The sequence below is a fragment of the Amycolatopsis lurida genome (assembly GCF_900105055.1).
GTDB lineage: Bacteria > Actinomycetota > Actinomycetes > Mycobacteriales > Pseudonocardiaceae > Amycolatopsis > Amycolatopsis lurida.
The window spans coordinates 2,578,577-2,602,482 of sequence record NZ_FNTA01000004.1 but is presented as its reverse complement, the minus strand read 5'-3'; the positions used below and the strand labels follow the sequence as shown (position 1 = coordinate 2,602,482).

Below are 23,906 nucleotides of genomic sequence, written 5' to 3'. Positions count from 1 at the left end.
CGTTATGACGACGGCGCGTTTCACCGGACACGAAGAACCGATCCTCGCGGTCGCGGTGAAGGGAAACCGGCTGGTCACCGGCGGTGCGGACCGGACCGTGCGGGTATGGGACCTGGAGACCGGAGAGCAGCGTTTCGCGCTGAGCGGCCACGATCGGCCGGTGCTGGCGGTGGGTATTTCGGGGCAGTACGTGGTCGGTTGCGATGGGGCGACGGTGCGGCGCTGGCGGATCACCGGTACCGGTGCGCACGCCCCGGAGGTCCAGACCACCAAGCGGACCGTGGCGGTGGCGGTGGCGAAGGACTTCGCCGTGTCCGGCGCGGGAAGCACCGTCGAGGTCCGGCGACTGGACGGCGCGACGGTACGGGCCCTGCGCACCGGCGGGCCGGAGGTCGAATCGGTCGCGGTGACCCCGGACGGCCGGGTCGTCGTCGCCGGGGACGACGCCGGTGGCGTGCGGCTGTGGGACGGGGAAATCGTTTCGCACTACCGGTTCGGCGGCGCGGCCGCGGTCCATGTGGTCGCGATCTCCGCCGACGGCAGGCAGGTGCTGTCCGCCGAAGGCGAGATGGTCCGGTTGTGGGGACGCAAGGGCGATCCGGCACTCGTCTTCCCCGGGCACACCGGCGTGGTGCGGGCACTGGCCTTCGGCGCGGACGGCAGATTGGTGCTCTCCGGCGGTTCCGACGGCGAGGTCCGCGTCCGCGAGATCGACGACCCGCGGGACTACACGCTCCTCAAGGGACATCAGGGGAACGTCCGGGCGATCGTCTGCACCGCGGGCAACGAGAAGATCGTCACGGTCGGGGACGACCGCACGATCCGGGTGTGGGACCGCTTCGGCAACCAGATCGACGGCACCGGCTTCGTCGAGCCCAAACCGGGCCGGGCGCGGCCGCGGATCACGCCCGACCTCGAAAGCCCGGTCGACCTGATCGGTTTCCACGACGACGTGCGCACTCTCGCCGCGGTCATCGCGGACCGCGAGACCAGTCCGCCGCTGTGTGTCGCGCTGCTGGGGCCCTGGGGTTCCGGCAAGTCGAGTTTCGTCCGCCAGGTGACCGACCGGGTGGCCGAACTGGCGCGCCGGTCCCGCGGCGACGCCGCCAACAGCGTGTTCGCCGGTGAGATCCGGCAGATCCGGTTCAACGCCTGGCAGTACCACGACGACCATCTGTGGGTCGGGCTGGTGGACCACCTGTTCCGCAATCTCGGCGCGCCCGAGACGCACGCGGACGCCGGCGAGGTCCGCGCCGAACGCGAGGAACTGCGCAACCGGCTCGCGGGGCTGAAGGCGGTCAAGGCGGATTCCCCGCTCACCTGGCGCTGGCGGCTGCTGGTGTCCGGGAAGGACCGGGCCGAACGTCGTCGGCGGAGGCTCGCCGTCGCGGGGTACGCGGTGCTGGGCGTGCTCGGTGTCGCCGGGGCGATCACCGGCTGGGCCTTGTGGCACAACGCGATCCTCGCCGCGGCGGGCGGCATCGTCGCGCTCGGCGCCGTGCTGACCCCGGCCTTCACCACCGCCAGGGCCGCCCTCGCGCCGGTGAAGTCCACATTGGACAATCTGCGGCACGACGTCGACAAACGCGCGGAACGATTCGAGACCGAGGTTCGGGAAACCGAGGAGCGACTGAGGCGCCTGGACGCGGCGAGCAGGCTCGGCGATCTGATCGAGGAGGCGAAAACCGGCCGGTACGGGGACTACCAAGGGGTTTTCGCCCGGGTCCGCGAAGATCTCGCGAACCTGAGTGCTGATCTGGGGGACGCCAGGGAGGAATGGCTGCGGGCGGGCGGCAAGGGCAAGCCGCCGCTGGAACGGATCGTGCTCTACGTCGACGATCTCGACCGTTGCCCACCTTCGAAGGTGATCGAAGTGCTGGCCGCCGTGCATCTGCTGCTGGCGCTGCCCGCGTTCGTCGTGGTGGTCGCGGTCGATCCGCGGTGGCTGCGGCGCTGCCTCGACCAGCACCACGAAGAACTGTTCGGCGCGGGGGAGGCGCGACAGGCGGAGTACCTCGACAAGATCTTCCAGATCGTGTTCGCCCTGCGCCCCATGGGAAGCGCGGCGGACGAGCTGATCGACGCGCTGATGCCGATCGAGGAACGGGCACCGGAGCCGTCCGAGCCCGAAGAATGGCCGGAGGACGACGGTGCCCCCGAAGGCGGCGAAACGAGGGAGGTGGTCGTCCAGGAGACGGCCCCGCCGACGTTCTACAACATGCGGCCGGACCGGTTGCGGCTCACCGAGGTCGAACGCGCTTTCGTCCACGTGCTGCGGAAAAGGCTGAACACGCCGCGCGAGATCCGGAAGCTGGTCAACCTCTACCGGCTCGTGCGCATCGGCATCCCGGACGCGGAGTTGGCGCGGTTCGTCGGCGGTCCCTACCGGGCGGTGCTCGTCCTGCTGACCCTGCTGGTCGCCGATCCGGACGCCGCGCGCAGGACGTTCGTCGCCCTTTCCGCCGGGGAATCGGTGCGGGAGGCCTTTCCACCTGAATGGCGGCTAGACGCCGAATCCTTCGATGATCTACAGGTCTATCGGAATTGGGTGGGCACCCTCGCCCGCTTCAGTTTCGAAACCTACGATCTCGTGACCGAGGAGACAGAACCGGGAACCGCGTTGTAGCTACACTTGCCCGCTACGACGGCTAGGGGGCGGCACATGCGGAGATCAGGCTGGCTTTCGCTCGTCTTCGGCGCGCTCGTCGGGACGCTCGTGATCGTCCTGCTCGCCACCACGGTCACCCCGCCCTCGAACGCGACCAGGGCCGACTGCGTCCGCCTGATCACCAGTTCTTCCACGGAGAAGGGTGATCTGATCGCCGAACTGGCCGAGCGGTACAACAACACCGGCCGGACGTTCGACCGCGGCCGGTGCGCGAAGGTCGAGGCGCACAAGAAGACCTCGGGGGCGACGCTCGACCTCATCGCCGACGGCTGGAACGACCTCGACCAGCACCAGCCCGAGCCTCAGGTCTGGCTGCCCAGTTCGTCGCTCTGGCTCGATCTGCTGCGCCAGCGCGGAAAGGGCGAGCGGATCAAGGCCGGGCCGAAGACCTCGCTCGCGACCAGCCCGATGGTGATCGCGATGCCCGAGCCGATGGCCAAGGCGATGGGCTGGCCGGGCAAGACCCTCGGCTGGGGCGACGTACTGGAAGTGAACCGGAACGGCGGCTGGGCCTCGAAAGGCGCGGCGTACGCCCAGTGGGGGAACTTCACGCTCGGCAAGGACAACCCGCGGCGGTCGACGTCCGGGCTCGCCGCGACCATCGCGACCTACTTCGCCGCGACGGGCGGCGACTACGGCAAGATCGGCACCGCGGAGACCGTGCAGTTCGTCCGCGGGATCGAGGCGTCGGTCGCCTACTACAGCGACGATTCGGTGGCCTTCCTGAAGACGCTGTACGACGAGGACCGCAAGAAGCCGACGCCCTACATCAGCGCGATGGCGATGCAGGAGCAGATGGTCTACCTCTACAACCGCGGTGTGCCGACCGGGGATCCGGCGCAGCTGAAGGGAAACCCGGTCGCGCCGCTGCGCCCGCTGGTCGCCGTCCACCCGCGGGAAGGGACGATGCTGATCGATCATCCGTTCCTGGTCACCGCGAACGCGTCCCCGGAACAGCAGGCGGCGGCCAAGGACTTCTACGACTTCCTCCTGGAGACCGAACAGCAGAAACGGTTCCGTGAGCTCGGATTCCGCGACCCCGGCGGTAACGGGACCCCGGAGCTCGCCGGGGTCGTGGGCACCCAGGGAGCCCAAGAGCCGCCGAAGATCGGCGTCCCCACCGGCGAACAGATCCAGAAGATGCTGGACGGCTGGGAGTACACGCAACGGCGCGGCCGGATCCTGCTGGTACTGGACCTGTCCGGCTCGATGAACGAACCGTTCGACAAGAACCGCAAGGACAAGCCGTATGCCGAGAGCCGGATCGCCCTGCTGAAACCCGCGATCCGGAAACAGCTCGAGTACCTGCATCCCGAAGACGAGGTCGGGCTGTGGACGTTCTCCGACGGGTACGAGGAAAAGATGCCGATCGGCAAGGTGAAGAACGTCCGCGGCCCGATGGTCGACCTGGTCGATAACCTGACCCCGAAAGGCGATACGGCGCTGTACCAGACCGTGATGGCCGCCAACGAGAAGATGCGGCGGGAGTTCGACCCGAACCTGATCAACGCCGTCGTCTTCCTGACCGACGGCGAGAACACCGAGGCCGGGACGAAGGAGCAGGTGCTGCAGAACGTCGATGCCGAACGGCTGGACAACTCCGTCCGCATCTTCACCATGGCCTACGGCGCGCAGGCCGACAGCCGAGTCCTCGACGAGATCGCGCAGAAGTCCAAGGCCCGCAGCTACCAGGCCGTCGACCCGTACGGCATCGACAAGATGTTCGTCAACGTCTTCAGCAACTTCTGACATGGCCGAGTACGACAATCGTCCGTTCCACGTCGTCGCGGTGGTGCTCAGCCTGATCGCCGGGTTGATCGGCCGCGCGGTGACCTACCCGCATCCGCAGGCCTGGCTGTTCGGCGGCGTCGCCGTCCTGGCCGTGCTGATCCCGGCCGAAACCGCGTTCTTCGTGCTGAACGGAAGGCGGCGGAGGCAGGCGCAGCCGAAGCGTGCGCCGGAACCGCCGTCCGATCACTACAGCCTGCTCGGACGGGCGCTGACGGCCATCGAAACGCTGCGGCCGGGTGAGACGGAGCTCGCGGGGGTCTTCCGGCGGGCGGTGGCGAGACTGGAAAGCCGGACGGACCGGAATGCTCCCGAAGTCGTCGAGCTGCGGGTGACGGTGAAGCAGACCACCGAGAAGCTGGAGCGACACGCGCGGGACGAGAACCCTGATCCGGTGATGCTCGTCGAGCGGATGCGGCTGTACCGGGAAACGCTCGAAGACGCTCTCGCGGCGGTCGAACCGGGGTGAGTGTTCGGTGCCGAACAGACTACGGCCGTGCGTCATGCTGATCTGAGGGCATGCCGTTGATCGGGCGCCGGGTTGTCGAGGGCGTGGAACATGTGGTCGTACCGGTGGAGCACCGGTTCAGCCTGGAGGAGGCCGTGCTGGCGGTGATGGCCGCCAAAAGCACCGTGCGGCCCGCTCCGGGAATCAAGGTCGCTCCGCTGAAGGTGTCGGAGGTACGGTCAGCGCTGCTCTATGCGGCGAAACACGCCGATAGGCGACACCAGATCGTGGACAGCTATTTCGTCGAGGCCGAAGACGGACCGTTGCACCGGCTGGCCGAGTGGATCAGATCGGAGCTGGTCCGGCTGGGCATCTTCACCACTCACGACGGTTCCGCCGCCGGATCGGGTGGCCGACTCGGTTACTCTCCGCGATAGGTGTTCACGACTGCCTGGGAGGGTGTTTCGTGGGTTTGGGCCAGGAGGCCGCCGAAGAAAGAGAACGTCCGTTCCTGGAGCGACTGGACGAACCCGTCCGTGCCCGGTTGCTGGAGATGGGGACCCCGCAGACCTACGAGGGCAGGCAGGCGCTGATGCGGGCGGGCGAACCCGGCGACTTCGTCATGCTGCTACGGCACGGCTACGTGAAGGTGACCAGTGCCGACCGGATGGGCGCGACGGTCATCCTCGACGTCGGGGTCCCCGGCGATCTGCACGGCGAGATCGCGGTGATCGCGGGTGGTATCCGGATGGCCGACGTCATCGCCATCGAGGAAGTCCACGTCCGGCGGATCGCGGCGAGCGAGTTCAACCGGTTCCTGCTGGAGCATCCGGCGGCGATGCGGGAGGTGCTCGTCAGCGTCGCCCGCCGGTTCGTGCTCGCCCAGCGGCAGCGGACCCAGTCCTGGAAACCGCAGGCGGTGGCCAGGGTCGCGACCAGATTGGACTACCTGGTCGACGTCTGTGGCATCCGGACACCCGCCGGCTGGCGGATCGGGATCCCGTTGAGCCAGGACGAACTCGCGCAGTTCATCCCGATGGGCCGGACCATGGTCGCGCAGGCGCTGGACAAGCTCCGGAAGGCGGGAGTGGTGGCCAGTTCGCGCCGTGCGATCACCGTCATCGACCGCGAGGCATTGCGGGTGGTCACGGAAAAAGGTGTGACTTAGCTCACTGGCGTTGACCTGCGCGAGGTCACGTTTTGTTCGGTTCCGAACAGAACTTCCGGTGAGGAGTGGGAACACTGCTTCCTGCCGCCAGTTTTCACCGATCAGGGGAGGGGTCGCAGAGATGCAGGTGCTGACCTCAGGCCGATACAACGCGCACACCCACGCCGTGCTGTCCGTCGACATCGTCGGTTCGTCGAAGGCCAGTGACGACCTGCTGGACCCGATGAAGACCGAGATGGAAACGCTGGTTTCCCGGTCGTTCACCGCGGTCGGGCTCGCGCCGGGGGAAGCGCGTCACTTCCGGGAGACCGGGGACGGGCTGATGGTCGCGTATCCGGACCACGCCGTCGGCCAGCTCTGCGAGGTCGTGTTCCACCTGGACCATCTCCTCCGGACCCGCAACCGCTACGCCCGGGTCCCGATGCGGGCGCGCGTGGCGGTCCACATGGGACCGATGGCGGACAACCACCGCTACCACCGCACGTACATCACGCTGACCCGGTTGCTGTGCGCCTCCACCTTCAACGACGCCGTCGGCTACTGGTGCCGTTCGGATCCGACGGGCGACAAGTTCGGCGCCGGGATGATCGTCTCGCAATCGGTGTGGCGCAACGTGGTCGAGCCGTTCGGGGTCGCGCTGGTCCCGCCCGCCCGCTGCGCGCGGATCAGCGTCACGACCCCGGATTTCGCGGACAGCGCGTGGATCCACCTGCCGGGCCTGGACGCGGAAGCGGTCCTCGCCGAACTGAACCCCGCCGTCGCGGTGCCGCTCGTGTTCGACCGGGTGAGCCGGTTGTCCACGACGGCCTGACCCAGACCGGGCGGTCCGGTTTCCAGGGAGGGAAAGCCGTATCGCTCGCCGGTTCCCGGCCCGGTACCCCTACGCCGGCCGGGAACCGGACCCCCGGCGCGGGGGGTGGGGGCGCGGGTCATCCCCGCCGCGCCCTCTCGCGGAGACCTCGTGAGTGGTAAGGACGGTTAGCCACCGTCTAAGTCAACCAACAACACTGTACTCCGCTCGTCCTGTACGAGCCATGAGTGCGAGGAGCCGCCCGCCCTTGGTCGTGTCAAGGGCGGGCGGCTCAACTCTGGCACTCATGCCTACCGCAGGTGGATCAACGCAGCGCATGGAGGCGCACGTGCTACTCACCTTGGATTCCGCATGTTCCCGGACTGGTGAAAACGGGGGGCGGTGACTTTAACGGCGGCATGAACGTCGGATGCGGCTACTCCTGCGCGTTCTCGGCGGCCTTGTCGTTGTCCTCGATCGTCATGTCCAGCAGCGCGCCGAACATCGCCGCGCGCTTCAGGTCCCCGTTATTCAGGGCGTCCAGTGCGGCGGCTGCCGCCTGGCGTTCGGACTTGGTCGGTTCTCGGTCGGTCATCCCTCGGTCTCTCGGTCGTGCTGGTGGGTCATCAGGGGCGGAGGCGGTGCCGTGCGCGGTCGGTGACCAAGGGGTTATCCGATCCGGTTTTGGCGACCATCTCCGACGGGATCGGGTGGCCGGTGAACCGATGCCGCAGCATCGCGTCCACCGACTCCCGCACCTGATCGAACGACGGTTGCATGCGCGGGTTCACCACCACCGTCAGGTCACGGCGCGGGATGGTGATGAACGCGACCGGCACGTCCTCCTGAACGCATGTCGCCTGGACGATCTCCTGCCACATCAACGGATCCGGCCCGTTGCGGCCCCACTGGTGGTCGAACACCACCCAAAGCCCCTGCCGCAGCTTGCCGACCACTTCCCATGCCGACCCCGCCATGTAAGGATTCGCTACCCGCTCCATCACCGGTACTCCCTTGCCGTCTCGCGCGGGTCTAGCCGCGCAGGCCGTTCACGAACGCGGCGAACGTGCCCGTGGATACCGCCAGTACCGTCCGCGCCGCGTCCGGCACTCCGGCCTGCTTGGTGTCACGGATGCCGACGAACCCCGGCGCCGTGCCAACCTCCACGCATGCGTTCTCTTCCCAATGGGTCTTGTGTGCTTTCTTCCAGCCTGTGAACTTCATGCCCTGCTTCCTTCCGTGAGTCCTGCTTCGGTGTCGAACTCTCCATTGCGCACACCGTCGAGAAATGCGTCCCACTCCCGCGCGGTGAACACCAAAACCCTGCCTTTGTCGTTGCATAGCAGCGTGAACACACTGTCCCCATAGGACACAAATGCGTGCCGCAGGCGGTCACCCGGTGGGCCGGTCTCCGACCAACCCGCATCCGGGGACAACGCCAGTTCTGTCGTCTGTCGGACCAACTCGGCAAGCCCGCGCTGTGTCTCCAGATCAGTGACACTCATGTTGTTTGCTCCCTATCGTGATCTGCTTGCCAAACGGTGCCAGCATTCGGAGCGCTGGCAGAGTCGTGAACAAGCACGAAACGCAACGTGTATCCGAGAGCGGCCGCATATGCACCTAGATGACGCACCAACGCGTCTGAGTAATAGTCGAAATTGGACTCCAGTCGGGAAACCGTAGCGCTTCCCATGCCCGACGCCGAACATATGTCACTTTGGGACAGGCCGCGCGCTGTCCGGACCGAATGCAGAACGTCCGCGACATTGGAAAGCTCTTTCAATGCGGCATATTCCGGCACGTTTGGGTTCACCACTGGCCCCGTCCTCGCGTTCCGCGCAGCGCGTGCCGACCGGTGGATACGGGCGCGGCCGCAGCGCTGCCCGCCGTCGCTGAATCTGTGGTGGCGTAGTCGTCCCCGGTCGCAGTCAACCCGGAACGGGGATGCGGAATATGAGACGGCACAGCCGGAGATTTCAATGCCGCCGCCATCCGGGCGAGTACACCGGGACGTGCATGGCGACGATGGCAGCGCCGGACTGACATGCGCTGTTCCATTGACTTCAAGGATGCTCGCGCCTCTATAAACAGGCGGCAACCTACACACACATTTCCCGGAGCGGCAGTCATTGGCGCAGAAACGAACAGCACTCCACACAAGCCCTGATAGACACCCTGGGACGCCATTCCTGCCGCCAAGGCGTCGTCGGTCACCGCATGATCGATCACGGCACCGCTATCGGCTGTGATCCAAGTCAAGTGATGCCGCTCTGAGGTCGATTGAGTTCCTGTCGTCATTGCCGGTTCCTTCAGTATTTGTCGTATGGGCGCCATTGAATGCAGGTTGGCCGCAGTCTCGTATTTAGCCACTCGATTAACGCAGTGCGCGCATCGGCAATAGGAATTGCCGCCGAGCGCGGAAACACCGACCCCACTGACCCATTGAAGATGAGGTTCGATTCAGGAAGCGGGCGCCTAGGATTGTATGAGTTCGCGATCGGCATTTGAGCATCGTCGTTGTCCATGTAGTTCAACGCGGCAAGACCGATGGACGGGCGGACGCTTACCCGAAATTGATGATTTGGAAACGGGCCATCCTTGCTGATGTAGAACTCAACTTCGCCGATCGAAAGGGTGGTTTCCGAATCGGTGTGGTCTATTGTCAAGATTTCTTCAACAAGTGCGGCCGATGCAGCCATTCCGCGCGCGACTCGGGCCACGCCGGAAGAAAGCGATGCCGTCACAATCATGCGTCCATGTCACCGTTCGGTCGGTTGAATCCGGTCTCGGCCCCCTGTCGGGGTCTTGCTCGGCCTACGGTCACGGGGAGTGGCGCGGGGGTCTATATCTACTCGGGCATGCCACATGCTGGATCTGACATATCCGCAGGTGGGAGGCCAGATCAGGGGACTGTGAGCTTCACTCGGTGGTGGCGGCCGATAGCGCTAGGTACGCTGGTCGGAGGCTGATCGGTACAGACCTCGGCAAGGGGGATCGCATGGGTACACCCGGTGGTTCACGGAACTGCCCGGAATGCGGGACCTTGCTCGCTGCCGATAATACGGCCCGAATGTGCAGCAAGTGCCTGAGAGAGCAGCGCGACCAGCTGCGGACACCCCCTGCGCAGCTTCGAAATGAATTCTTCGAGACTGATGCGTTTCGCGCAGCCTTCGCGAGTCATCACATTGGGAAGGTCTTCAAGGCGTATCGGAACCACCCGCGCCACCTTCAACTGTTCGGGAAGGCGCTCAATCAAGAGTTGCTGGGTCGATGGTTGGGACTTACGCAAGCCCAAGTAAGCAAGCTTGAAAACGGAAAGCCGGAAGAAAACCTCGGAAATCTCCGGAACTATGCAAAGATTCTGCATCTGCCGCAGCATCTTCTTTGGTTCGATTTCCCAGGTGAAAGCCGATTGAGGATTCCGCGGACTGCCAATGCTGGCCATGAATCCAATAAGCTAATTGCGGCAGGGGAACGTGACGAACTTCTGGTGGTCAACACCGGAATGGATACACTTGAACTCTTGCGGCGCGTGCGAGCATCGGCAATCGACTCGTCAACCATTGACGCACTCAGTATCACGGTAGAGCAATTGTGTTGCGACTATCCGCATGCTGACGCTCGCACACTGATGGTTGCCGGTAAAGAGTGGCTCGGCAAGATGACGCAGTTGCTCGAAAATCGACTGACGCTGTCACAGCACCGCGACATACTCAGCAAGGCGGGAACGCTGGCCTTGCTTGTCGGATGCCTGGAATACGACACAGGCGACGCTCGCGCAGCGGAAGCGACACGTCGCATGGCAATGGAACTAGGTAAGGAAGCTGGGGATCAGGGAATTGTAGGGTGGGCGCATGAAATGCTCGCATGGTTCCATCTGACGGCGGGAAATTACCGCGCCGTTATTCCGGCCGCTGAAGCGGGGGTTTTGGCGGCACCCTCCCACTCTGTCGCAGTGCAGTTGTACGGGCAGCAGGCGAAAGCGTACGCCCGTATGGGCAAGCCCGAAGAGGTTCGCCAAGCGCTGGACAACGGCAGCGCCCTCCTGGATCGGCTCCCCTTCCCGGATAGGCCGGATAACCACTTTGTTGTTGATCCTGACAAGTGGGACTTCTACGCAATGGATACCTATCGAATTGTCGGCGAAGACCAACTCGCACAGCGAAACGCCGAGGAAGTAATCCGACGCGGGGTCAATCCCGAGGGCGTTCCGCTTTCCCCGATGCGCATAGCCGAAGCTGAGCTAACCCTCGCCGTCATAGCCGCAAGGCGCGGCGACGTCGAACAGGCGGAGGAACTGGGCATGCGCGCGCTCCAGTCCGGCCGCCAGAGTCGCCCATCACTACTGATGGTCTCGACCGAACTTGAAGACGAGCTCACCACGTACGGCACCGACGCGGGGCGCGACTTCCGCGAGCTGCTGGCCGAGGTCAAGCGCAACCCTTGATCAACATCCTGGCTGAGAATATTTAGCCACTGCGGCATTCTTTCTCGGAATACCGCACTTCATTAAAGCATTCACCACCTGCGGCTATTCAAGCATGGAATAGTTTACTTCGGTGTTGACATAGTTGATTTGATGCTGCGGCGCCTTACTTGATGGCGACGGCTCGCAATTCCGCGAGTCGCAGCCAAGAGTAAGGATTCAACAATCATGAGTAACACAATCCAAAGTTCCGGTTCCCCGGCGCATGTTTCGATCCGTCAGGCCGCCTGGGCTCTCGGAGTTAGCGAGTCCAGGGTGTGCCACGCGGTCCGAGTTGGTGCCTTGCGTGCCGTTCGGCGTAGGTCCCGTCTTGTGGTTCCCACCGCCGAACTGCGGCGCGTGCTTGGCGGTGCGCGATGACTGAAGACGAATACACGGAGTTGGCTGCTCAGCTTGACCGGTTGTCCGCCGTGCCGGATGACGTGTTGTCCGAAGTGGTGGCAAGGGATGGCCTGTGTTTGTGGGCGTTCGATCGGAGCGACTTCCCCGAGGGTGAGACGGACAGGGCGACGGCGGCACGGATGTGTGCCGGGTGCCCGGTGGTTGATGAGTGCTTGGAACTCGACTTGCGCACGGCCGGTGAGAACACGGTCGGGGTCTGGGGCGCGCTGCCGGATACCGATCGGCGGGCACTGTTCCCGGTGTGGCTGCGTCGTCGGGGTGGTGAGGCACGATGACTGTCTCTCTGTCGACGACGCAGATTCTGGCCGGGGCTGGTGTCCTGGTGCTGCTGTTCACGGTCTGGCGGGCCAGTGCCCGCAAGGCTCGTGCGGCGGCTGACGCGGCACGGGCTAGTGCCCGGGTGGTGTCGCTGGCCGGGCGGGTGCTGTTCACGGGTGCCGCGTTCGTGGGCGTTCAGTGGCTCGTGATCACGCACCCGGGTAGCCCGCTGCTGCTGCTCGTGGTGCTGGCGGTGCCGGACCTGATCGCGGCGCATGTCCTTACGCGGGCGCTGACGGTGACCACACTGGACGCTCCGACCATGAGGCGTCGGGGTGGTGGTCGCCGATGACTACGAACGCTGATCGGTTGGCGCGGGACGCGGCCGACGCTGCCGAGGTTCGGCGCTGGCAGTCCCACCCGGACGTGATCGCGTGGCGGGTGGAGCGGGTCCGCCGTCAGGTTGACCGGTTGTGCTGGGCCGGGATCGTGCTCGGGTTGGCGTTCACGACGGCGAACGTTCAGTGGTTCGCCGCCGCTGGCGCCGAGGTGGGTTCGCTGCCGTGGCTGACGGCGTGGCTGCTGGACCCGACGGTGTGTCTGGTCCTGCTTGCCATCCTGCGGGCCGAACAGATCACCGCGCGGTACCAGGTCCACACGGGACGGTGGGTTCGTGCGGCGAAGTGGCTCACGCTGGCGGCCACGTATGTCATGAACACGTGGTCATCGTGGGCGGCCGGTTCGCCTGCGGGGGTGGTGCTGCACTCGGTGCCCCCGGTGGTGGTGTTCGTGGCCGCCGAGGCGGTCACCGACCTGCGGGACAAGCTCACCGACGCGGTTCACGTCGCGGTCTCCACGTCCATGAACCGCACAGAGGTTCATGAACCGGCCGCGACCGAACCGGCCGTGACCGTGGCCGAGGTGGCGCGGCCGGAGCGGCGGAAGCTGTTCGCCGACTATCTCGCCGACGCGCGGGCTGCGTGGTCGGCGGAGGTGGAGATCACTCCGGCATGGGTGCGGGAAGCCACCGGGTGTTCGCGTGGTCTGTCGTCCCGGCTGGCCGCCGCGCTGGCGGCCGAGGTGGCCGAGGAGGTGCGGCCATGACCAGTGATCTGGAGCGTGCCGGGTCGCGCGACGTCGAACACGTCGGGCCGATCCTTGACGGCGAGTTGGTTGATGACACGTTGCCGCAGCCGCGTCGGCGGACGGTGCGGCGCCGTGTCGGCCGGTGGCTGCGTCGGGTGTGGCAGTCCGCGCCGGTGGTGCGGGCGCGGTCGCTGGCCGCCTACCGCGTTCGGCAGGCTCCGCGCGATGTGGTGCGGCTGATCTGGTTCGTGGCGCGCGGCATGTGGCGGTGGCTGCTGAAATTCTGGCAGTGGGCCACGTATGCCGACCTGCGGGCGGACGCGCGGCGGGCGCGGCTGGCAGGCGACGCCGAAGCACGCCGCGCCGCGCAGGAGTTGATCCGCTCCGACGCGACGGCACGATGGGCAAAGGTCGGTATCGCCGTTCGACGGTTCGTGATCGCGGTGCGGGTGGCCGCGCCGGTGGTGGCGGTGTTGTGGGCGGTGGCCGCGTTCATGGAACGGGCGGACATGTGGACGTGGCTGGCCGAGGTCTACACCGGACTCGACGCGGCATGGTCCGTGCTGGTGTTCCTCGGGCCGGTGGTGTTGTGGGCGTTGCCGTTGGTGCTGGTGGTCGCGGCCGCGTTCGAGGGACGCGACCGGACTCCGGGTGCGGGGTGGCTCGTGCAGCCGGACCGGGACGACGCGGATTCGTGGGTTGACGAAAGGATGATCTCCCGCGCGCTGGCTCACCTCGGTATCGCGCCGCTGGACAAGTTCTACCGCGACGGCGGCGAGTTGGTGTACACGGTGGCCGCCCGCAGGGACGGCGACGGCACCGCCGCGCAGATCAGGTTGCCGATGGGTGTCACGGCCGACATGGTGGCCGCGCGCCGATCGCGGTTGGCGGCGAACCTCGGGCGCGCCGCGCTGGAAACGTGGCCAACCAAGGGATCCGAGGACGGAATCTTAGATCTGTGGGTCGCGGACAAGGGCGTTCTAGGCGGCCGCGGCGCCGGCGACTGGCCCTTGGTCCACGATGGACAGGTCGACCTTTTCGAGGGTGTCCCGTTTGGACTGTCGCAACGCGGGCTGGTCATCAACGCGCCGTTGCTCGGGGTCAACTGGTTGATCGGAGGCCGCCCCGGGCAAGGGAAATCGTCGGCGCTGCGCACGCTCATGCTCGGCGCGGCACTCGACCCGACGGCGGAGCTGTGGGTGTTCGTGATGGGCGAGTCTCCGGACTTCGCTCCGTTCGAACCCCGGTTGTCCCGCTACCGCATGGGCATGGACGACAGCGTGGCCGAGGCGGCGACGCAAGCACTGGCGGACTTGCTGACCGAAATGGAGCGACGCGGCAAGACGCTCGGCGAACAACCCGGGCGGCCGCCGAAGGTGTCGCGCAAGCTCGCCGACAAACACGCGTTGGGCTTGCACCCGCTGGTGTGTGCGATCGACGAGTGTCACGAACTGTTCCAGCACCCCAAGTTCGGGAAGCGGGCGGCGGAGCTGGCGGTGCGGCTGATCAAACGCGGCCGGAAGTACGGCGTCGTTCTCTTGCTGGCCACGCAGTCGCCCACCAAGGACAGCATTCCCCGGGAGATCACGCGCAACATCTCCTGCGGCGTGGCGTTCTCCGTGGCCGACCAGGTGGCCAACGACGGGTTGTTGGGTTCTGGCCGGTACGCGGCCGGTGTCCGCGCGACCGAACTGCGGATCAACACCGACCGGGGAACCTGTGTCGCCGTCGGCATCACCGATGAAGTTTTCGAGTTGGTGCGCACGTTCTATGTGCCGTTCGAGGACGGGGCCGACGACGTGACACCGGTCATCGCCCGCGCCATGGCGTCCATTGAGGACGCCGGGCGGGCGGTGGAGACAGCGGAGCGAATCGAGATTGAGGCGGCTCCGGTGGATCACCTCGCCGACATTGCGCACGTGCTCGGCGACGAACAGCGGGTGCGGACACAGACCGTGCTCACCCGCCTTACCGAGTACAACGCGGACGAGTACGAACCGTGGGCATTCGCCGACCTGAAAGCAGTGCTGACCGATCACGGGCAACGGCTCCGCAAGGTACGCGGGCTGATGTACGTCCACGCCGACGACGTGGCCGCCGCCCGCCGACAGGCACGCGGGGAGGCAACGGGGGAAGCACCAGGGACCGGGGGAGTTCTCCCCCTAGCCTCCCCCGACCAAGATCCCTCGGTTGACCAGGGAGAACACCCCGGGGGGAGGCGGGGGAGTGCCACCACCGAAGACCCGTAAACCGCCCGAAACCAGGGGAATCGACACCACGTCCGGGGCCTTCCCCCGCTCCCCCCGACCAGCGACCGCAGACACCCGCTCGAAAGGCAGCGACCATGACCACGACCCGTACGAATCCGAGGACGGACACCGCACCGCAGACGGCCGACCGGACACACCGGACGGTGACCACGCCGACGGCCCGCACGATGCGGACCAGCCGGACGCCGACTCACCCCGGGACGGCGGACAGGGCACCACCGACGGGGGCGCTGAGAGGGCCGTAGACGGCTCCGCACGGTCGACGGCGGGTCATCGGCCCGACGTGGGGCGCGTGATGCTCAAGACGACGCCAGAGGGTGCGGCGTGGGTGCTGGTCGAGGGTGCCGACTTCGCGGAGCTGGCGGAGAGGATCAACGTCGTGTACGACGCCCTCACCCGTCCGCAGGCGCGGTGACCAGCACTGATAGGTGGCGTCCCGGGTGATCCGGGCGCATCCTGACTAGATGGGTGGAGGATCATTATTCGATCGGATGGCAGAGGCAGGCGAACGCGCCGCCGCTCGTGAGCGGCGGCGCGCTGCCGTTGAACGGGGCGTCAGATATCCGGCGCTCGGGCTGGCGCTGTTCTTGGCGCTGGCGGCGTGGTGGTTGTCGGGCTGGCAGATGTGGCCCTGGTTGTTCGGCGGTGTCGGCGGCATGGTTGTCATGCTGTTGCTCGGGCGCGGCGTGCCGCTGGCGTGGCGGCTGACGGTACCGCTGCTCGTGGTCGCGGTGTGGCTGCTGACCTATGTGGACCCGTGGTGGTGGGTCGTCATCGCCGGGGTGATCCTGTTCGCTGCCGCGATGGTCGCCGCCGTCCACCTGCGACTCCGCACCCGCCGTTGGCAGACGCTCGGGGCGCTGGCCCTCGGGCTGGCCATGGTGACGGCCGGTTCGGTCATGCTGGCCCTGAACGCGGCCGAAGAGACCCGCCAGACACAGGACGAACTGAACGCGGCACACGCGGAAGCGGTCGCGCGGATTCTGCCGCGCACCCCGAACGCACTGGTATGGAACTTGGTCGTCAGGCTGTCCGATCAGGCCACGGGCGGCCGACAGGCGGCGGCATCCGGGACCAGTGCCGCCGCCGACTTTTGCTTTCATTTCAGCCCGCAGGCGGCGGACGCGTTCGCCACTGCACGGGGCGCGGTGGACTGTCCGGGCGCGTTCCTGGCACTGGCCGCCGAGGTCACCAACCCCCACGACTACGTCACGCGCCTGTCGGTTCCGGGTAGCGCTGTGCGGTTCGAGCCGGATCACATCACCAGCGTCGTGAACGCGTGCCGTCTGGAATTCGGGCCCGTCTTGGACGACACCCCGACCGCCACCCCTGGTCCGCAACTCGGTGAGCTGACTCTCAGACAGCAACTCGGGCAAGGCCATCTAGTCATCGGGTACCGGCCATGCCCGTGAGCTGCGAGAAAGACGGTAGCCGCCCAGTCACTCGGTTTGAAACCAGGCAGCTACCATCCGTTACCTACCCGCCGGTCCGATAGCTAAACATAATGATCAGGGCACTCGGCTAACTAACCAAGTTCGTGATATCGATCATTCCGCTTTCAGCGACGTACTTGTCTATGAATTCGGCTAGTTCCGGCATGGCATCCTGCCAGCCCTCCGGCAGATGCCATCCCATCACCATCTTTCCATCGGGCCGTTTCTGCGCTGCAAACGAGAAACCCACGTCAAGCCATCGAATGCGCCGTTCTTCCGGTGTTAGCGTTTCCAGTTCTTCCCGCCACGTCCGGTCAGTTGGAACCCATTGCACCCCTCCGGGATCAATCGGCAATGCGCGAAGTGTGTCAATATCTTTCAGGATTTTTTGCCCATCGTCCATAATCCGCTGACGCTCATCCGCTGACACGGCCCGCGCCACCTTCGCCATTAGTCGCGCGTGTTCCCGTTCCAGCTTCGCGATTTCGTTAGCGTGATTCGTCGGCGGCAGAACCATCCGTTCACGGACCGGAACCATGGAAAAGAGCACATAGAAAGATTTCTCGGCGAACGGCTCCACATCCTCCGCGCGGATGGACGGACCGTGCTTAGCTGTCGGGCACCGCCAGTAGCGGTACTCATAGCTGACCTTGGTTCCGTCCGCGCGGGTCCGCGTGTCGCCCGCGATGCGATGCCACAAGGGTTCAAGGCACTCCGGACACACCAAGACACCCGAGAACGGGTACGGCTGGTTGCTTCCCCGGGCTTTGCGGCGCGACTTCTCCTCAAGCATCGCCATAATCTCAGCCTGTTCGGCAGGCTCGAAAATGCCAAGTTCGACAAGCTCCGGATTCACCAGCAAAGCAGCGAGCGTGCCACTTTGCCATTTATAGCCCTTGAGTTCCACTGTGGCGGGATCTTCGCCCCGCCGTTCCGCCGTCAACTGCGCTTGCCTGTCTCGCGGGGTGACGACCTTATTTTTCGTCAGCCACTTGCACAGGTCGGTAAGTCCCTGCTTTTCTGCCCGCACGAGAGTGGACAGGGAATGCAGGATCTTGACCGCGTACGGGTCCAAACCGAGAATCCAGCCTCCGCCGCCAGGCAATTCCACCGGCATCGTGCCGTACAGGTGACTCTCGCCGCTCCATCGACCCTGTTCTTTAAGGGACGCTTTCGCGGAGCGGAAACGCTCACGCATTCGTTCACGCTCCATACGGGCGAATGCCGCAATCAGCGTGATCATGAATTCAGCCATCGAATTACTGGAATCGATGCCTTCCGCGATGGCGATCAAGCGCTTGCCGCGTGCCCGCAGCCACTCCAGCAAGTTCAGGGCGTCCATGACGTTCCGTACCAGCCGGTCAAGCTTCGACACCACGAGCGTCTTCCACGGTTGCGGTGGCGCGTCGGACAGCCACTGCTTGAGCCCCGCCCGCTTGTGCGGTTCCAGGTCACCGGACACGTGCAAGTCCTCGACGGTCGCCACCACCGGAATGTCATAGGCCGACGTCCACCGGTGCGTGGTGTCGCGCTGGACCACGTTGGACGTGCTCTCGTCCGTGTAGTGCGACTCACGCGAGTAGCAAACCGCCGCGTCGTCCACGGGATCGAACGGGACGACGGGCGGCCGCTCACTGGCCTGCTTCTTGAACCTCCGCCGCTTCCTCGGTGCTGGTGCGCTCATGGCCGTATCCTCGCTGGTAGACGCTCTGCCGACTGTAGTTGGTTGACCCAGTCGGTGCAGAACCGTCCTTACCACTCACGAGCTTTGGTCACTGGCGGCAGCGTTTCCCGCTGTTGACGCACTTCACCAGCTGGTTCATCAGCCGCTGCGACATGACGTTCGCGAAGTCGTCGTGATCCGAACGGGGATTGTGCTTCTCCTGCGCGAACGCGTCGACCGCGTACTGCCCGGCCGCCTGGATCTCCGGCGGGATGTCGTACACCAGCGTGATCCGCAGCTGCGGCACGTTCTTGAAGCCGCGCGGGCATTTCCCGTTGCGGTCGGAGAACACGATATGCGTCCGGTGGTTGGCGCTGTCGGTGTTCTTCCCGTCCCAGCAGTTCGGGAACGAGTGGATCCGCGTGACCTTGCTGCCCCGCGGGCAGATCGGGTACAGCTCGGTGAGCCGGTCCTCGAAGCCGGTACAGGTCCAGCTCGGCCGCGCGTTGGCCGGGCCGTTGGTGCTCTGCTTGGCGTCGCCGTAGAGCACGCGCAGGAATTTCGGCATCGCGACGACCCGGCGGGCGCCGCCGCTGGTGAAGGTCAGATCGACCTTTTCGGCACGCTGGATTTCGCCCTCGTTGTCACCGATCTCGTTGTTGTCGTTCACGCCGGGCAGGTCGGCGGCCTTGCCGTCGGACTTCTTCTTCTCGGCGTCGCCGGCGGCGTTGACGTTGCTGTTGTCGCCGCCGTTGTCGAGGCCGCCCTCGCCGTTCTGCTTCACGGCGCAGCCCGCCAGCTGGTCTTCGTTCTTCGCGACCGGCTTCCCGGCCTGCCGCATGGTGTCGGCGATCTTCTCGATCGACGGCTTCCGCTTGTTCTTCAGTTCGTCGAGCACCTGGCCCGGTTGTTTTCCTTGCGCCAGCTGGTTGTTCGCGTTGTCGGACTCCTGGTCGAGTTTGTCGAGGTTCTCGTCGACCGCGGGCATGGCCTGGTCGGGGACCTCACTGAGTTCGTCGAGTTCGCTGGCGATGTCGGGGCAGTCGACCTGGGCGGCGGCCTCGTCCTTGGCCGCGTTCGCGCGGTCGGCGGCGAGTTTCTCCTCGTTCGCCGCCTCGTTCGCTTCCTCTTCTTCGGTGTTGATCCGGATGACCGGCCAGAAATAGGCCGACTTGTCCCCGTTCTTGCACGTGGTGCCCGCGCGCAGCAGGCTCTTGTTGTTCGAATCCGCGTTGGTCGACAGGTTCCCGACGTAGTCGTGGAGGTGCTCGGCTCCATTGCGGACACCGGGCTGCGCGATGAAGTTGTCGCCGTTGAAGTGGCCGTTCTCGTTGCGGCCGCAGTCCACGGTGAACGTCCCTCGTGCGCCTCGTTTCGCGAGGTCGAGGTTGACGTTGTTGCCGCGGGGGACCTTCGTGATGTCGATGAAGAAGGATTTGTCCGCGCCATCGGCCCTGGCGGCGTCGGGGGTTCCGGTCGTGTTGAGCACGATGATCCCGCCGACGGCGAGGGCGAAGGCGATGGCGCCCGTGGCGACCTTGGTACGGCGTGCCATGCGATGGCGGCCGGCGGTTCTTTGGTTACGGGGCATGAACTTGTTCACCTCGTTCGGTGTCGTTGCGCGGAGCCCGGGGGATGCGGCGCCGGCAGCACCGGCGTCACTGACTCCGCGTTGGCTGAAACGGCCCCGACGGGTGACCGGTTCAAAACGCGACCTCGCCGTTATGCTTTCGTTACCTTGCGGCGGTGGTGATAGGCGAGTCCCAGAACGAGGGTGATCGGCCCCCAGAGCGCGAGCGGCGCGATGCAGATCGTCGCCAGTGTTTCCCAGGCTTCGTTGACGTAGGCCGCGTTTTCGGTGACGCCGAACAGGGTGAGCCGTCGCCCGTCGCCGAGGGGGATCGAACTGAAGAGCGCGGTGAGGATCAAGCCTCCGGCCACGGCGGGAACGACCGCCGCCATCGGCCGGATCGGTTTACCTCCGAGGAACGGAATCCATCGGGGCGCCACCTCGCCCCAGCCTCGGACCAGCCCGATGGCCAGGAGTGCGATGACTTCGGAGAGCACGCCGAGCGTGAGAACGTACGGGATGCTCAACCAGTAGTCCGGCATCTCGCGATCGTGGACCTGCCCCATCTCGAAATGCACGGCGAAGGGCAGCCGCCACAGGCACGAAGGCAGCAAAAGCCAGGGCAGCGCGTAAGCCAAGCGCGTCGCCCAGCGGGGAACCGGCCGCTCCGTGTCGCTGACGGCCGGTGGACGGTGAAGGATCTTCATGAAACCGATCCTGTCGCCGCGGGGCGCCGGAAAGATCACTCGCGCGGACAAGTTCCCTCCTTCCGGAGAGGGAGAAGGCCCGGCCTCGGGGCAGTCGAGGCCGGGCCGGTTTCCCACTGATCAGACGTCCACCTTGTCCTTGGGCTCCGCCTCGGAGGCGGTGGGACGGGCAGGCAGGAAACGTTTGAGCAACGGGAAGAACAGGATCACCAGGATGATCACGTAGACCACGATCGCGAACGGGGTGTTGACCAGCCCGGTCAACTCTCCGTCACTGAGCTGCAGCGCGCGCCGCATCTGCTGTTCGGCGGCCGGGCCGAGGATGACGCCGATGATCGCCGGCAGCACCGGCAACCCGTATCGGCGCATCGCGAAGCCGATCAGGCCGATCACGAACATCACCAGCAGGTCGAAGATGTCCGCGTTGACCGCGTACGCGCCGACACTGGCGAAGAACAGGATGCCCGCGTAGAGGTACGGCCGCGGGATCCGCAGCAGCTTCGCCCACAGCGGCGCCAGCGGCAGGTTCAGCACCAGCAGCAGCGTCAGCCCGACGAACAGCGAGGCGATCAGGCCCCACACCAGTGAGGACTCCCGCTCGAACAGCAGCGGTCCCGGCTGGATGCCGTACTGCTGGAACGCCGCCAGCATCACGGCGGCGACCGCGGTGGTCGGCAGGCCGAGCGTCAGCATGGACACCAGCGTCCCGGCGGCGGAAGCCGACGCCGTCGCTTCCGGGCCCGCGACGCCTTCGATGGCGCCCTTGCCGAACTCGTCCTTGTGCTTCGAGAGCCGCTTCTCCGTGACGTAAGAGAGGAAAGTCGGGATCTCGGCGCCGCCGGCGGGCACCGCGCCGAACGGGAACCCGATGACCGGACCGCGTAGCCACGGCTTCCACGTCCGCTTCAGATCGGCACGCGAAAGCCACGGCCTGCCGACCGGGATCGGTTTGAACGCGTTGCGCCGCAGGTGCGCGGCGACCCAGAGCGACTCGCCGACCGCGAACAGCGCGACCGCCACGATGACGACGTCGATCCCGTCGGCGAGATGCAGGGAACCGAAGGTCAGCCGCTGCTGTCCGGTCATCTCGTCCAGGCCCACCAGCCCGATGGTGAGCCCGATCAGCAGCGATGCCACACCGCGGATGCGGGAACTGCCGAGCACCGAGGTGACCGCGATGAACGCCAGCACCATGATCGCGAACAGATCCGGCGCACCGATGTCGACGGCGTGCTTCGCGATCACCGGGGCCAGCACGACCAGCGCGATCGTGCCGAGGATGCCGCCGACGAAATGCCCGATCGCGGCCGCCGCAAGCGCTTGCGCGCCGCGGCCCTTGCGGGCCATCGGGTTGCCGTCGATGGCCGCGACCACCGCCGCGCTCTCACCCGGCGTGTTCAGCAGGATCGACGTCGTCGAACCGCCGAACATCCCGCCGTAGTAGATGCCGGCGAACATGATGAACGCGCCGGTGGGCTCCAGCCCGTAGGTCACCGGGAGCAGCAGTGCCACCGCCATGGCCGGGCCGATCCCCGGCAGGACACCGATCGCGGTGCCCAGCAGCACGCCGATCGCCGCCATCGCGATATGGGTCGGGGTCAGCGCGGTGCCGAAGCCGTCGATGAGTTGCTGGAACATCAGAACACCTCCATCAACGGGCCACCGGGGAGCGGGACTCCGAGCAGGTTGTTGAAGACCAGGAAGGTCACGACGGACATGCCCGCCGCGATCAGCGGGTCACGCACCAGGTTGCGGCTGCCGAGCGCGTACGCCGCACCCCAGAACAGGATCGCGCCCGAGATCGGGAAGCCGACCAGGCCGATCAGCGCCGCGTTGGCGAGGAAGGCACCGCACAGCAACAGCACCGTGCGCAGGTCGGCGGGCTCGCTGAGGTCGATGTCCTCACCGCCCTCGGCCTCCCCTTTGCCGCCGCGCAGCACGTCGCGCGCCAGCAGGACGGCGACGAGCAGCAACAGCGAGCCGACCAGGATCGGCACCGCCTTCGGTCCCACCGGGCCGCGCTGGGCGAAGTCGGTGGGAATGCTCAGCGCGTCGGTGAGCACCAGGACACCGAGCACCACGAGCCCGACGCTCACCCCGAGTTCGGAGCGCTCCTTCAGCCATGTGGTCGTCATGCCAGACCCAGCTCTTTCAGCACCGTTGCCACTCGTGTGTTCTCCTCTTCGAGAAACGAACCGAACTGCTCGCCTGGCGCGAACGCACCGGTCCATCCGTTGCGCTGTAAGGCTTCCTGCCACTGCGGCGTCTTCTGCAACCGCTCGAACAGGCTCACCAGCTTCGCGCGGTCGGCGTCGGTGATCCCGGGCGGCGCGACGATGCCGCGCCAGTTGGTGAACTTGACGTCCACACCGGACTCCGCGAGCGTCGGCGCGTCGATTCCGGGGATCCGGCTCCCGCTGGTCACCGCCAGCACCCGGAGCGTGCCCGCCGCGATCTGGTCGCGGTACTCGCCGACCCCCGAGACGCCGAACGCGACCTTGCCGCCGAGGACCGAGGCGAGCAGCTCGCCGCCGCCGTCGAACTGGACGTAGTTGACCGCCTTGGGCGCGAGCCCGACGGCCTTCGCCATCAGCATCGGCGCCAGGTGGTCCGGCCCGCCCGGCGACGAACCGCCGCCGACCTGGACCGCGCCGGGGTCCTTCTTCCAGGCCTCGATCAGCTGGCCGATGTTCTGGTACGGCGAGTCCTTGCCGACCACGACGATGTCCGACTCTTCGATCAGCTTCGCCACCGGTGTGGTGTCGAGGAGCGAAGACGGCGACTTGTTCGTGAACACGCTGCCGACGACGCCCAGGCCCATCGACATGACGAGTTTGCCGTTGCCGCGTTCGGCGACCGTGCGGCCGAGGCCGACCGTGCCACCGGCGCCGGGGAGGTTGAAGACCTCCGCGTTGCCGAGCAGGTCGGCGTCTTCCATCGCCTTGGTCGCGGTCCGCGCCGTGATGTCGTAACCGCCGCCGGGCGCGTTGGGCACGAGCACCCGCAACGACCGGATCTGCGAGCCCTCGTCGGCCTCGCCGCCCGAGGTGAGCAACGGTGGCACCAGCAAAACGGCGACGAGCGCCGCCGCGATGGCTAACCAGCTACTGGGCTTCACTGTGATCCCCGCCTCTCTGCCGCGTGGTTGGACATGTTGCACTCGTGTAAA

23 protein-coding genes and 1 pseudogene are annotated in these 23,906 nt (G+C 66.1%); 12 read left to right on the top strand and 12 right to left on the bottom strand.

Going from position 1 to position 23,906, the window contains the following annotated elements; genetic code table 11:
- Nucleotides 1-4 precede the first annotated feature (4 nt).
- From BLW75_RS17045 to BLW75_RS17020, 6 genes are all read left to right on the top strand, one after another.
- Nucleotides 5-2,626, top strand: a complete 2,622-nt coding sequence (locus BLW75_RS17045; protein ID WP_034317895.1) for a P-loop NTPase fold protein — start codon at nt 5-7, stop codon at nt 2,624-2,626.
- A gap of 36 nt (nt 2,627-2,662) precedes the next feature.
- Nucleotides 2,663-4,417, top strand: coding sequence for a substrate-binding and vWA domain-containing protein (locus BLW75_RS17040; protein ID WP_034317898.1), 1,755 nt, complete (start codon nt 2,663-2,665; stop codon nt 4,415-4,417).
- A gap of 1 nt (nt 4,418) precedes the next feature.
- Entirely contained in the window at nt 4,419-4,925 is a 507-nt protein-coding gene (locus BLW75_RS17035; RefSeq protein ID WP_034317900.1) for a hypothetical protein, read from the top strand.
- A gap of 50 nt (nt 4,926-4,975) precedes the next feature.
- Nucleotides 4,976-5,341: a hypothetical protein gene (locus BLW75_RS17030; RefSeq protein ID WP_016331763.1), complete on the top strand. Its 366-nt coding sequence runs from the start codon at nt 4,976-4,978 to the stop codon at nt 5,339-5,341.
- A gap of 29 nt (nt 5,342-5,370) precedes the next feature.
- Entirely contained in the window at nt 5,371-6,072 is a 702-nt protein-coding gene (locus BLW75_RS17025) for a Crp/Fnr family transcriptional regulator (protein WP_034317903.1), read from the top strand.
- 121 nt (nt 6,073-6,193) lie between these two features.
- The gene (locus tag BLW75_RS17020; RefSeq protein ID WP_034317906.1) at nt 6,194-6,883 is read left to right on the top strand and encodes a hypothetical protein; all 690 of its coding nucleotides are present in this window, start codon (nt 6,194-6,196) and stop codon (nt 6,881-6,883) included.
- 415 nt (nt 6,884-7,298) lie between these two features.
- On the opposite strand, the gene BLW75_RS42840 is transcribed toward BLW75_RS17020, so the two are convergent.
- The 6 genes from BLW75_RS42840 to BLW75_RS17005 form a co-directional block, all read right to left on the bottom strand.
- Complete coding sequence (locus BLW75_RS42840; RefSeq protein ID WP_158005404.1) at nt 7,299-7,457, bottom strand: hypothetical protein; 159 nt, start codon at nt 7,455-7,457, stop codon at nt 7,299-7,301.
- 31 nt (nt 7,458-7,488) lie between these two features.
- Nucleotides 7,489-7,863 (bottom strand): hypothetical protein, encoded by a 375-nt coding sequence (locus BLW75_RS17015; protein WP_143055332.1) that lies wholly within the window; start codon nt 7,861-7,863, stop codon nt 7,489-7,491.
- A gap of 31 nt (nt 7,864-7,894) precedes the next feature.
- Nucleotides 7,895-8,086: a DUF397 domain-containing protein gene (locus BLW75_RS17010; RefSeq protein WP_034317909.1), complete on the bottom strand. Its 192-nt coding sequence runs from the start codon at nt 8,084-8,086 to the stop codon at nt 7,895-7,897.
- Nucleotides 8,083-8,367 (bottom strand): DUF397 domain-containing protein, encoded by a 285-nt coding sequence (locus tag BLW75_RS42320; RefSeq protein WP_103746183.1) that lies wholly within the window; start codon nt 8,365-8,367, stop codon nt 8,083-8,085. The genes BLW75_RS17010 and BLW75_RS42320 overlap by 4 nt, the downstream gene beginning before the upstream one ends.
- Complete coding sequence (locus tag BLW75_RS44205; protein ID WP_395766752.1) at nt 8,364-8,663, bottom strand: helix-turn-helix domain-containing protein; 300 nt, start codon at nt 8,661-8,663, stop codon at nt 8,364-8,366. Before BLW75_RS44205 ends, BLW75_RS42320 begins: the two co-directional genes overlap by 4 nt.
- Nucleotides 8,664-9,171: 508 nt before the next feature.
- Nucleotides 9,172-9,612, bottom strand: coding sequence for an Imm1 family immunity protein (locus BLW75_RS17005; RefSeq protein WP_084098320.1), 441 nt, complete (start codon nt 9,610-9,612; stop codon nt 9,172-9,174).
- A gap of 320 nt (nt 9,613-9,932) precedes the next feature.
- On the opposite strand from BLW75_RS17005, the gene BLW75_RS42310 reads away from it, so the two are divergent.
- From BLW75_RS42310 to BLW75_RS16965, 6 genes are all read left to right on the top strand, one after another.
- Nucleotides 9,933-11,309 carry an NsdA family TPR-like regulatory protein gene (locus BLW75_RS42310; RefSeq protein WP_143055330.1) on the top strand — a complete coding sequence of 459 codons (1,377 nt, stop codon included), beginning with the start codon at nt 9,933-9,935 and terminating at the stop codon, nt 11,307-11,309.
- A 395-nt stretch (nt 11,310-11,704) separates the two neighbouring features.
- Nucleotides 11,705-12,025 (top strand): WhiB family transcriptional regulator, encoded by a 321-nt coding sequence (locus tag BLW75_RS16985; protein ID WP_034317915.1) that lies wholly within the window; start codon nt 11,705-11,707, stop codon nt 12,023-12,025.
- A complete protein-coding gene (locus tag BLW75_RS16980) occupies nt 12,022-12,360 on the top strand; it encodes a hypothetical protein (RefSeq protein ID WP_034317917.1) in 339 nt (112 codons plus the stop codon). The genes BLW75_RS16985 and BLW75_RS16980 overlap by 4 nt, the downstream gene beginning before the upstream one ends.
- Entirely contained in the window at nt 12,357-13,112 is a 756-nt protein-coding gene (locus BLW75_RS16975) for a hypothetical protein (RefSeq protein WP_034317920.1), read from the top strand. The genes BLW75_RS16980 and BLW75_RS16975 overlap by 4 nt, the downstream gene beginning before the upstream one ends.
- Complete coding sequence (locus BLW75_RS16970; protein WP_034317923.1) at nt 13,109-15,343, top strand: FtsK/SpoIIIE domain-containing protein; 2,235 nt, start codon at nt 13,109-13,111, stop codon at nt 15,341-15,343. Before BLW75_RS16975 ends, BLW75_RS16970 begins: the two co-directional genes overlap by 4 nt.
- A 512-nt stretch (nt 15,344-15,855) precedes the next feature.
- Nucleotides 15,856-16,776: an ABC transporter permease family protein gene (locus tag BLW75_RS16965; RefSeq protein WP_091597769.1), complete on the top strand. Its 921-nt coding sequence runs from the start codon at nt 15,856-15,858 to the stop codon at nt 16,774-16,776.
- A 1,177-nt stretch (nt 16,777-17,953) separates the two neighbouring features.
- On the opposite strand, the pseudogene BLW75_RS44200 reads toward BLW75_RS16965, so the two are convergent.
- The 6 genes and pseudogenes from BLW75_RS44200 to BLW75_RS16935 form a co-directional block, all read right to left on the bottom strand.
- Nucleotides 17,954-18,481, bottom strand: a pseudogene (locus BLW75_RS44200) (recombinase family protein); the annotation flags it as partial.
- Nucleotides 18,482-18,569: 88 nt separating this feature from the next.
- A complete protein-coding gene (locus BLW75_RS16955; RefSeq protein ID WP_091597766.1) occupies nt 18,570-20,015 on the bottom strand; it encodes a DUF1996 domain-containing protein in 1,446 nt (481 codons plus the stop codon).
- Between the two features lie 167 nt (nt 20,016-20,182).
- On the bottom strand, nt 20,183-20,737 hold the full coding sequence (locus BLW75_RS16950; protein ID WP_034318013.1) for a hypothetical protein: 555 nt from the start codon (nt 20,735-20,737) through the stop codon (nt 20,183-20,185).
- Between the two features lie 120 nt (nt 20,738-20,857).
- Nucleotides 20,858-22,375: a tripartite tricarboxylate transporter permease gene (locus tag BLW75_RS16945; RefSeq protein ID WP_034317930.1), complete on the bottom strand. Its 1,518-nt coding sequence runs from the start codon at nt 22,373-22,375 to the stop codon at nt 20,858-20,860.
- Nucleotides 22,375-22,872 carry a tripartite tricarboxylate transporter TctB family protein gene (locus BLW75_RS16940; protein ID WP_034317933.1) on the bottom strand — a complete coding sequence of 166 codons (498 nt, stop codon included), beginning with the start codon at nt 22,870-22,872 and terminating at the stop codon, nt 22,375-22,377. The genes BLW75_RS16945 and BLW75_RS16940 overlap by 1 nt, the downstream gene beginning before the upstream one ends.
- Nucleotides 22,869-23,855 carry a Bug family tripartite tricarboxylate transporter substrate binding protein gene (locus BLW75_RS16935; RefSeq protein WP_034317936.1) on the bottom strand — a complete coding sequence of 329 codons (987 nt, stop codon included), beginning with the start codon at nt 23,853-23,855 and terminating at the stop codon, nt 22,869-22,871. Before BLW75_RS16935 ends, BLW75_RS16940 begins: the two co-directional genes overlap by 4 nt.
- Nucleotides 23,856-23,906 lie beyond the last annotated feature (51 nt).

What these genes read in the sequence shown, in the direction of transcription:
- BLW75_RS17045 (WP_034317895.1), top strand. Translation starts at nt 5, where the DNA reads ATGACGACGGCGCGTTTCACCGGACACGAAGAACCGATCCTCGCGGTC.
- BLW75_RS17040 (WP_034317898.1), top strand. Translation starts at nt 2,663, where the DNA reads ATGCGGAGATCAGGCTGGCTTTCGCTCGTCTTCGGCGCGCTCGTCGGG.
- BLW75_RS17035 (WP_034317900.1), top strand. Translation starts at nt 4,419, where the DNA reads ATGGCCGAGTACGACAATCGTCCGTTCCACGTCGTCGCGGTGGTGCTC.
- BLW75_RS17030 (WP_016331763.1), top strand. Translation starts at nt 4,976, where the DNA reads ATGCCGTTGATCGGGCGCCGGGTTGTCGAGGGCGTGGAACATGTGGTC.
- BLW75_RS17020 (WP_034317906.1), top strand. Translation starts at nt 6,194, where the DNA reads ATGCAGGTGCTGACCTCAGGCCGATACAACGCGCACACCCACGCCGTG.
- BLW75_RS42840 (WP_158005404.1), bottom strand. Translation starts at nt 7,457, where the DNA reads ATGACCGACCGAGAACCGACCAAGTCCGAACGCCAGGCGGCAGCCGCC.
- BLW75_RS17015 (WP_143055332.1), bottom strand. Translation starts at nt 7,863, where the DNA reads ATGGAGCGGGTAGCGAATCCTTACATGGCGGGGTCGGCATGGGAAGTG.
- BLW75_RS17010 (WP_034317909.1), bottom strand. Translation starts at nt 8,086, where the DNA reads ATGAAGTTCACAGGCTGGAAGAAAGCACACAAGACCCATTGGGAAGAG.
- BLW75_RS42320 (WP_103746183.1), bottom strand. Translation starts at nt 8,367, where the DNA reads ATGAGTGTCACTGATCTGGAGACACAGCGCGGGCTTGCCGAGTTGGTC.
- BLW75_RS17005 (WP_084098320.1), bottom strand. Translation starts at nt 9,612, where the DNA reads ATGATTGTGACGGCATCGCTTTCTTCCGGCGTGGCCCGAGTCGCGCGC.
- BLW75_RS42310 (WP_143055330.1), top strand. Translation starts at nt 9,933, where the DNA reads ATGTGCAGCAAGTGCCTGAGAGAGCAGCGCGACCAGCTGCGGACACCC.
- BLW75_RS16985 (WP_034317915.1), top strand. Translation starts at nt 11,705, where the DNA reads ATGACTGAAGACGAATACACGGAGTTGGCTGCTCAGCTTGACCGGTTG.
- BLW75_RS16980 (WP_034317917.1), top strand. Translation starts at nt 12,022, where the DNA reads ATGACTGTCTCTCTGTCGACGACGCAGATTCTGGCCGGGGCTGGTGTC.
- BLW75_RS16975 (WP_034317920.1), top strand. Translation starts at nt 12,357, where the DNA reads ATGACTACGAACGCTGATCGGTTGGCGCGGGACGCGGCCGACGCTGCC.
- BLW75_RS16970 (WP_034317923.1), top strand. Translation starts at nt 13,109, where the DNA reads ATGACCAGTGATCTGGAGCGTGCCGGGTCGCGCGACGTCGAACACGTC.
- BLW75_RS16965 (WP_091597769.1), top strand. Translation starts at nt 15,856, where the DNA reads ATGGCAGAGGCAGGCGAACGCGCCGCCGCTCGTGAGCGGCGGCGCGCT.
- BLW75_RS16955 (WP_091597766.1), bottom strand. Translation starts at nt 20,015, where the DNA reads ATGGCACGCCGTACCAAGGTCGCCACGGGCGCCATCGCCTTCGCCCTC.
- BLW75_RS16950 (WP_034318013.1), bottom strand. Translation starts at nt 20,737, where the DNA reads ATGAAGATCCTTCACCGTCCACCGGCCGTCAGCGACACGGAGCGGCCG.
- BLW75_RS16945 (WP_034317930.1), bottom strand. Translation starts at nt 22,375, where the DNA reads ATGTTCCAGCAACTCATCGACGGCTTCGGCACCGCGCTGACCCCGACC.
- BLW75_RS16940 (WP_034317933.1), bottom strand. Translation starts at nt 22,872, where the DNA reads ATGACGACCACATGGCTGAAGGAGCGCTCCGAACTCGGGGTGAGCGTC.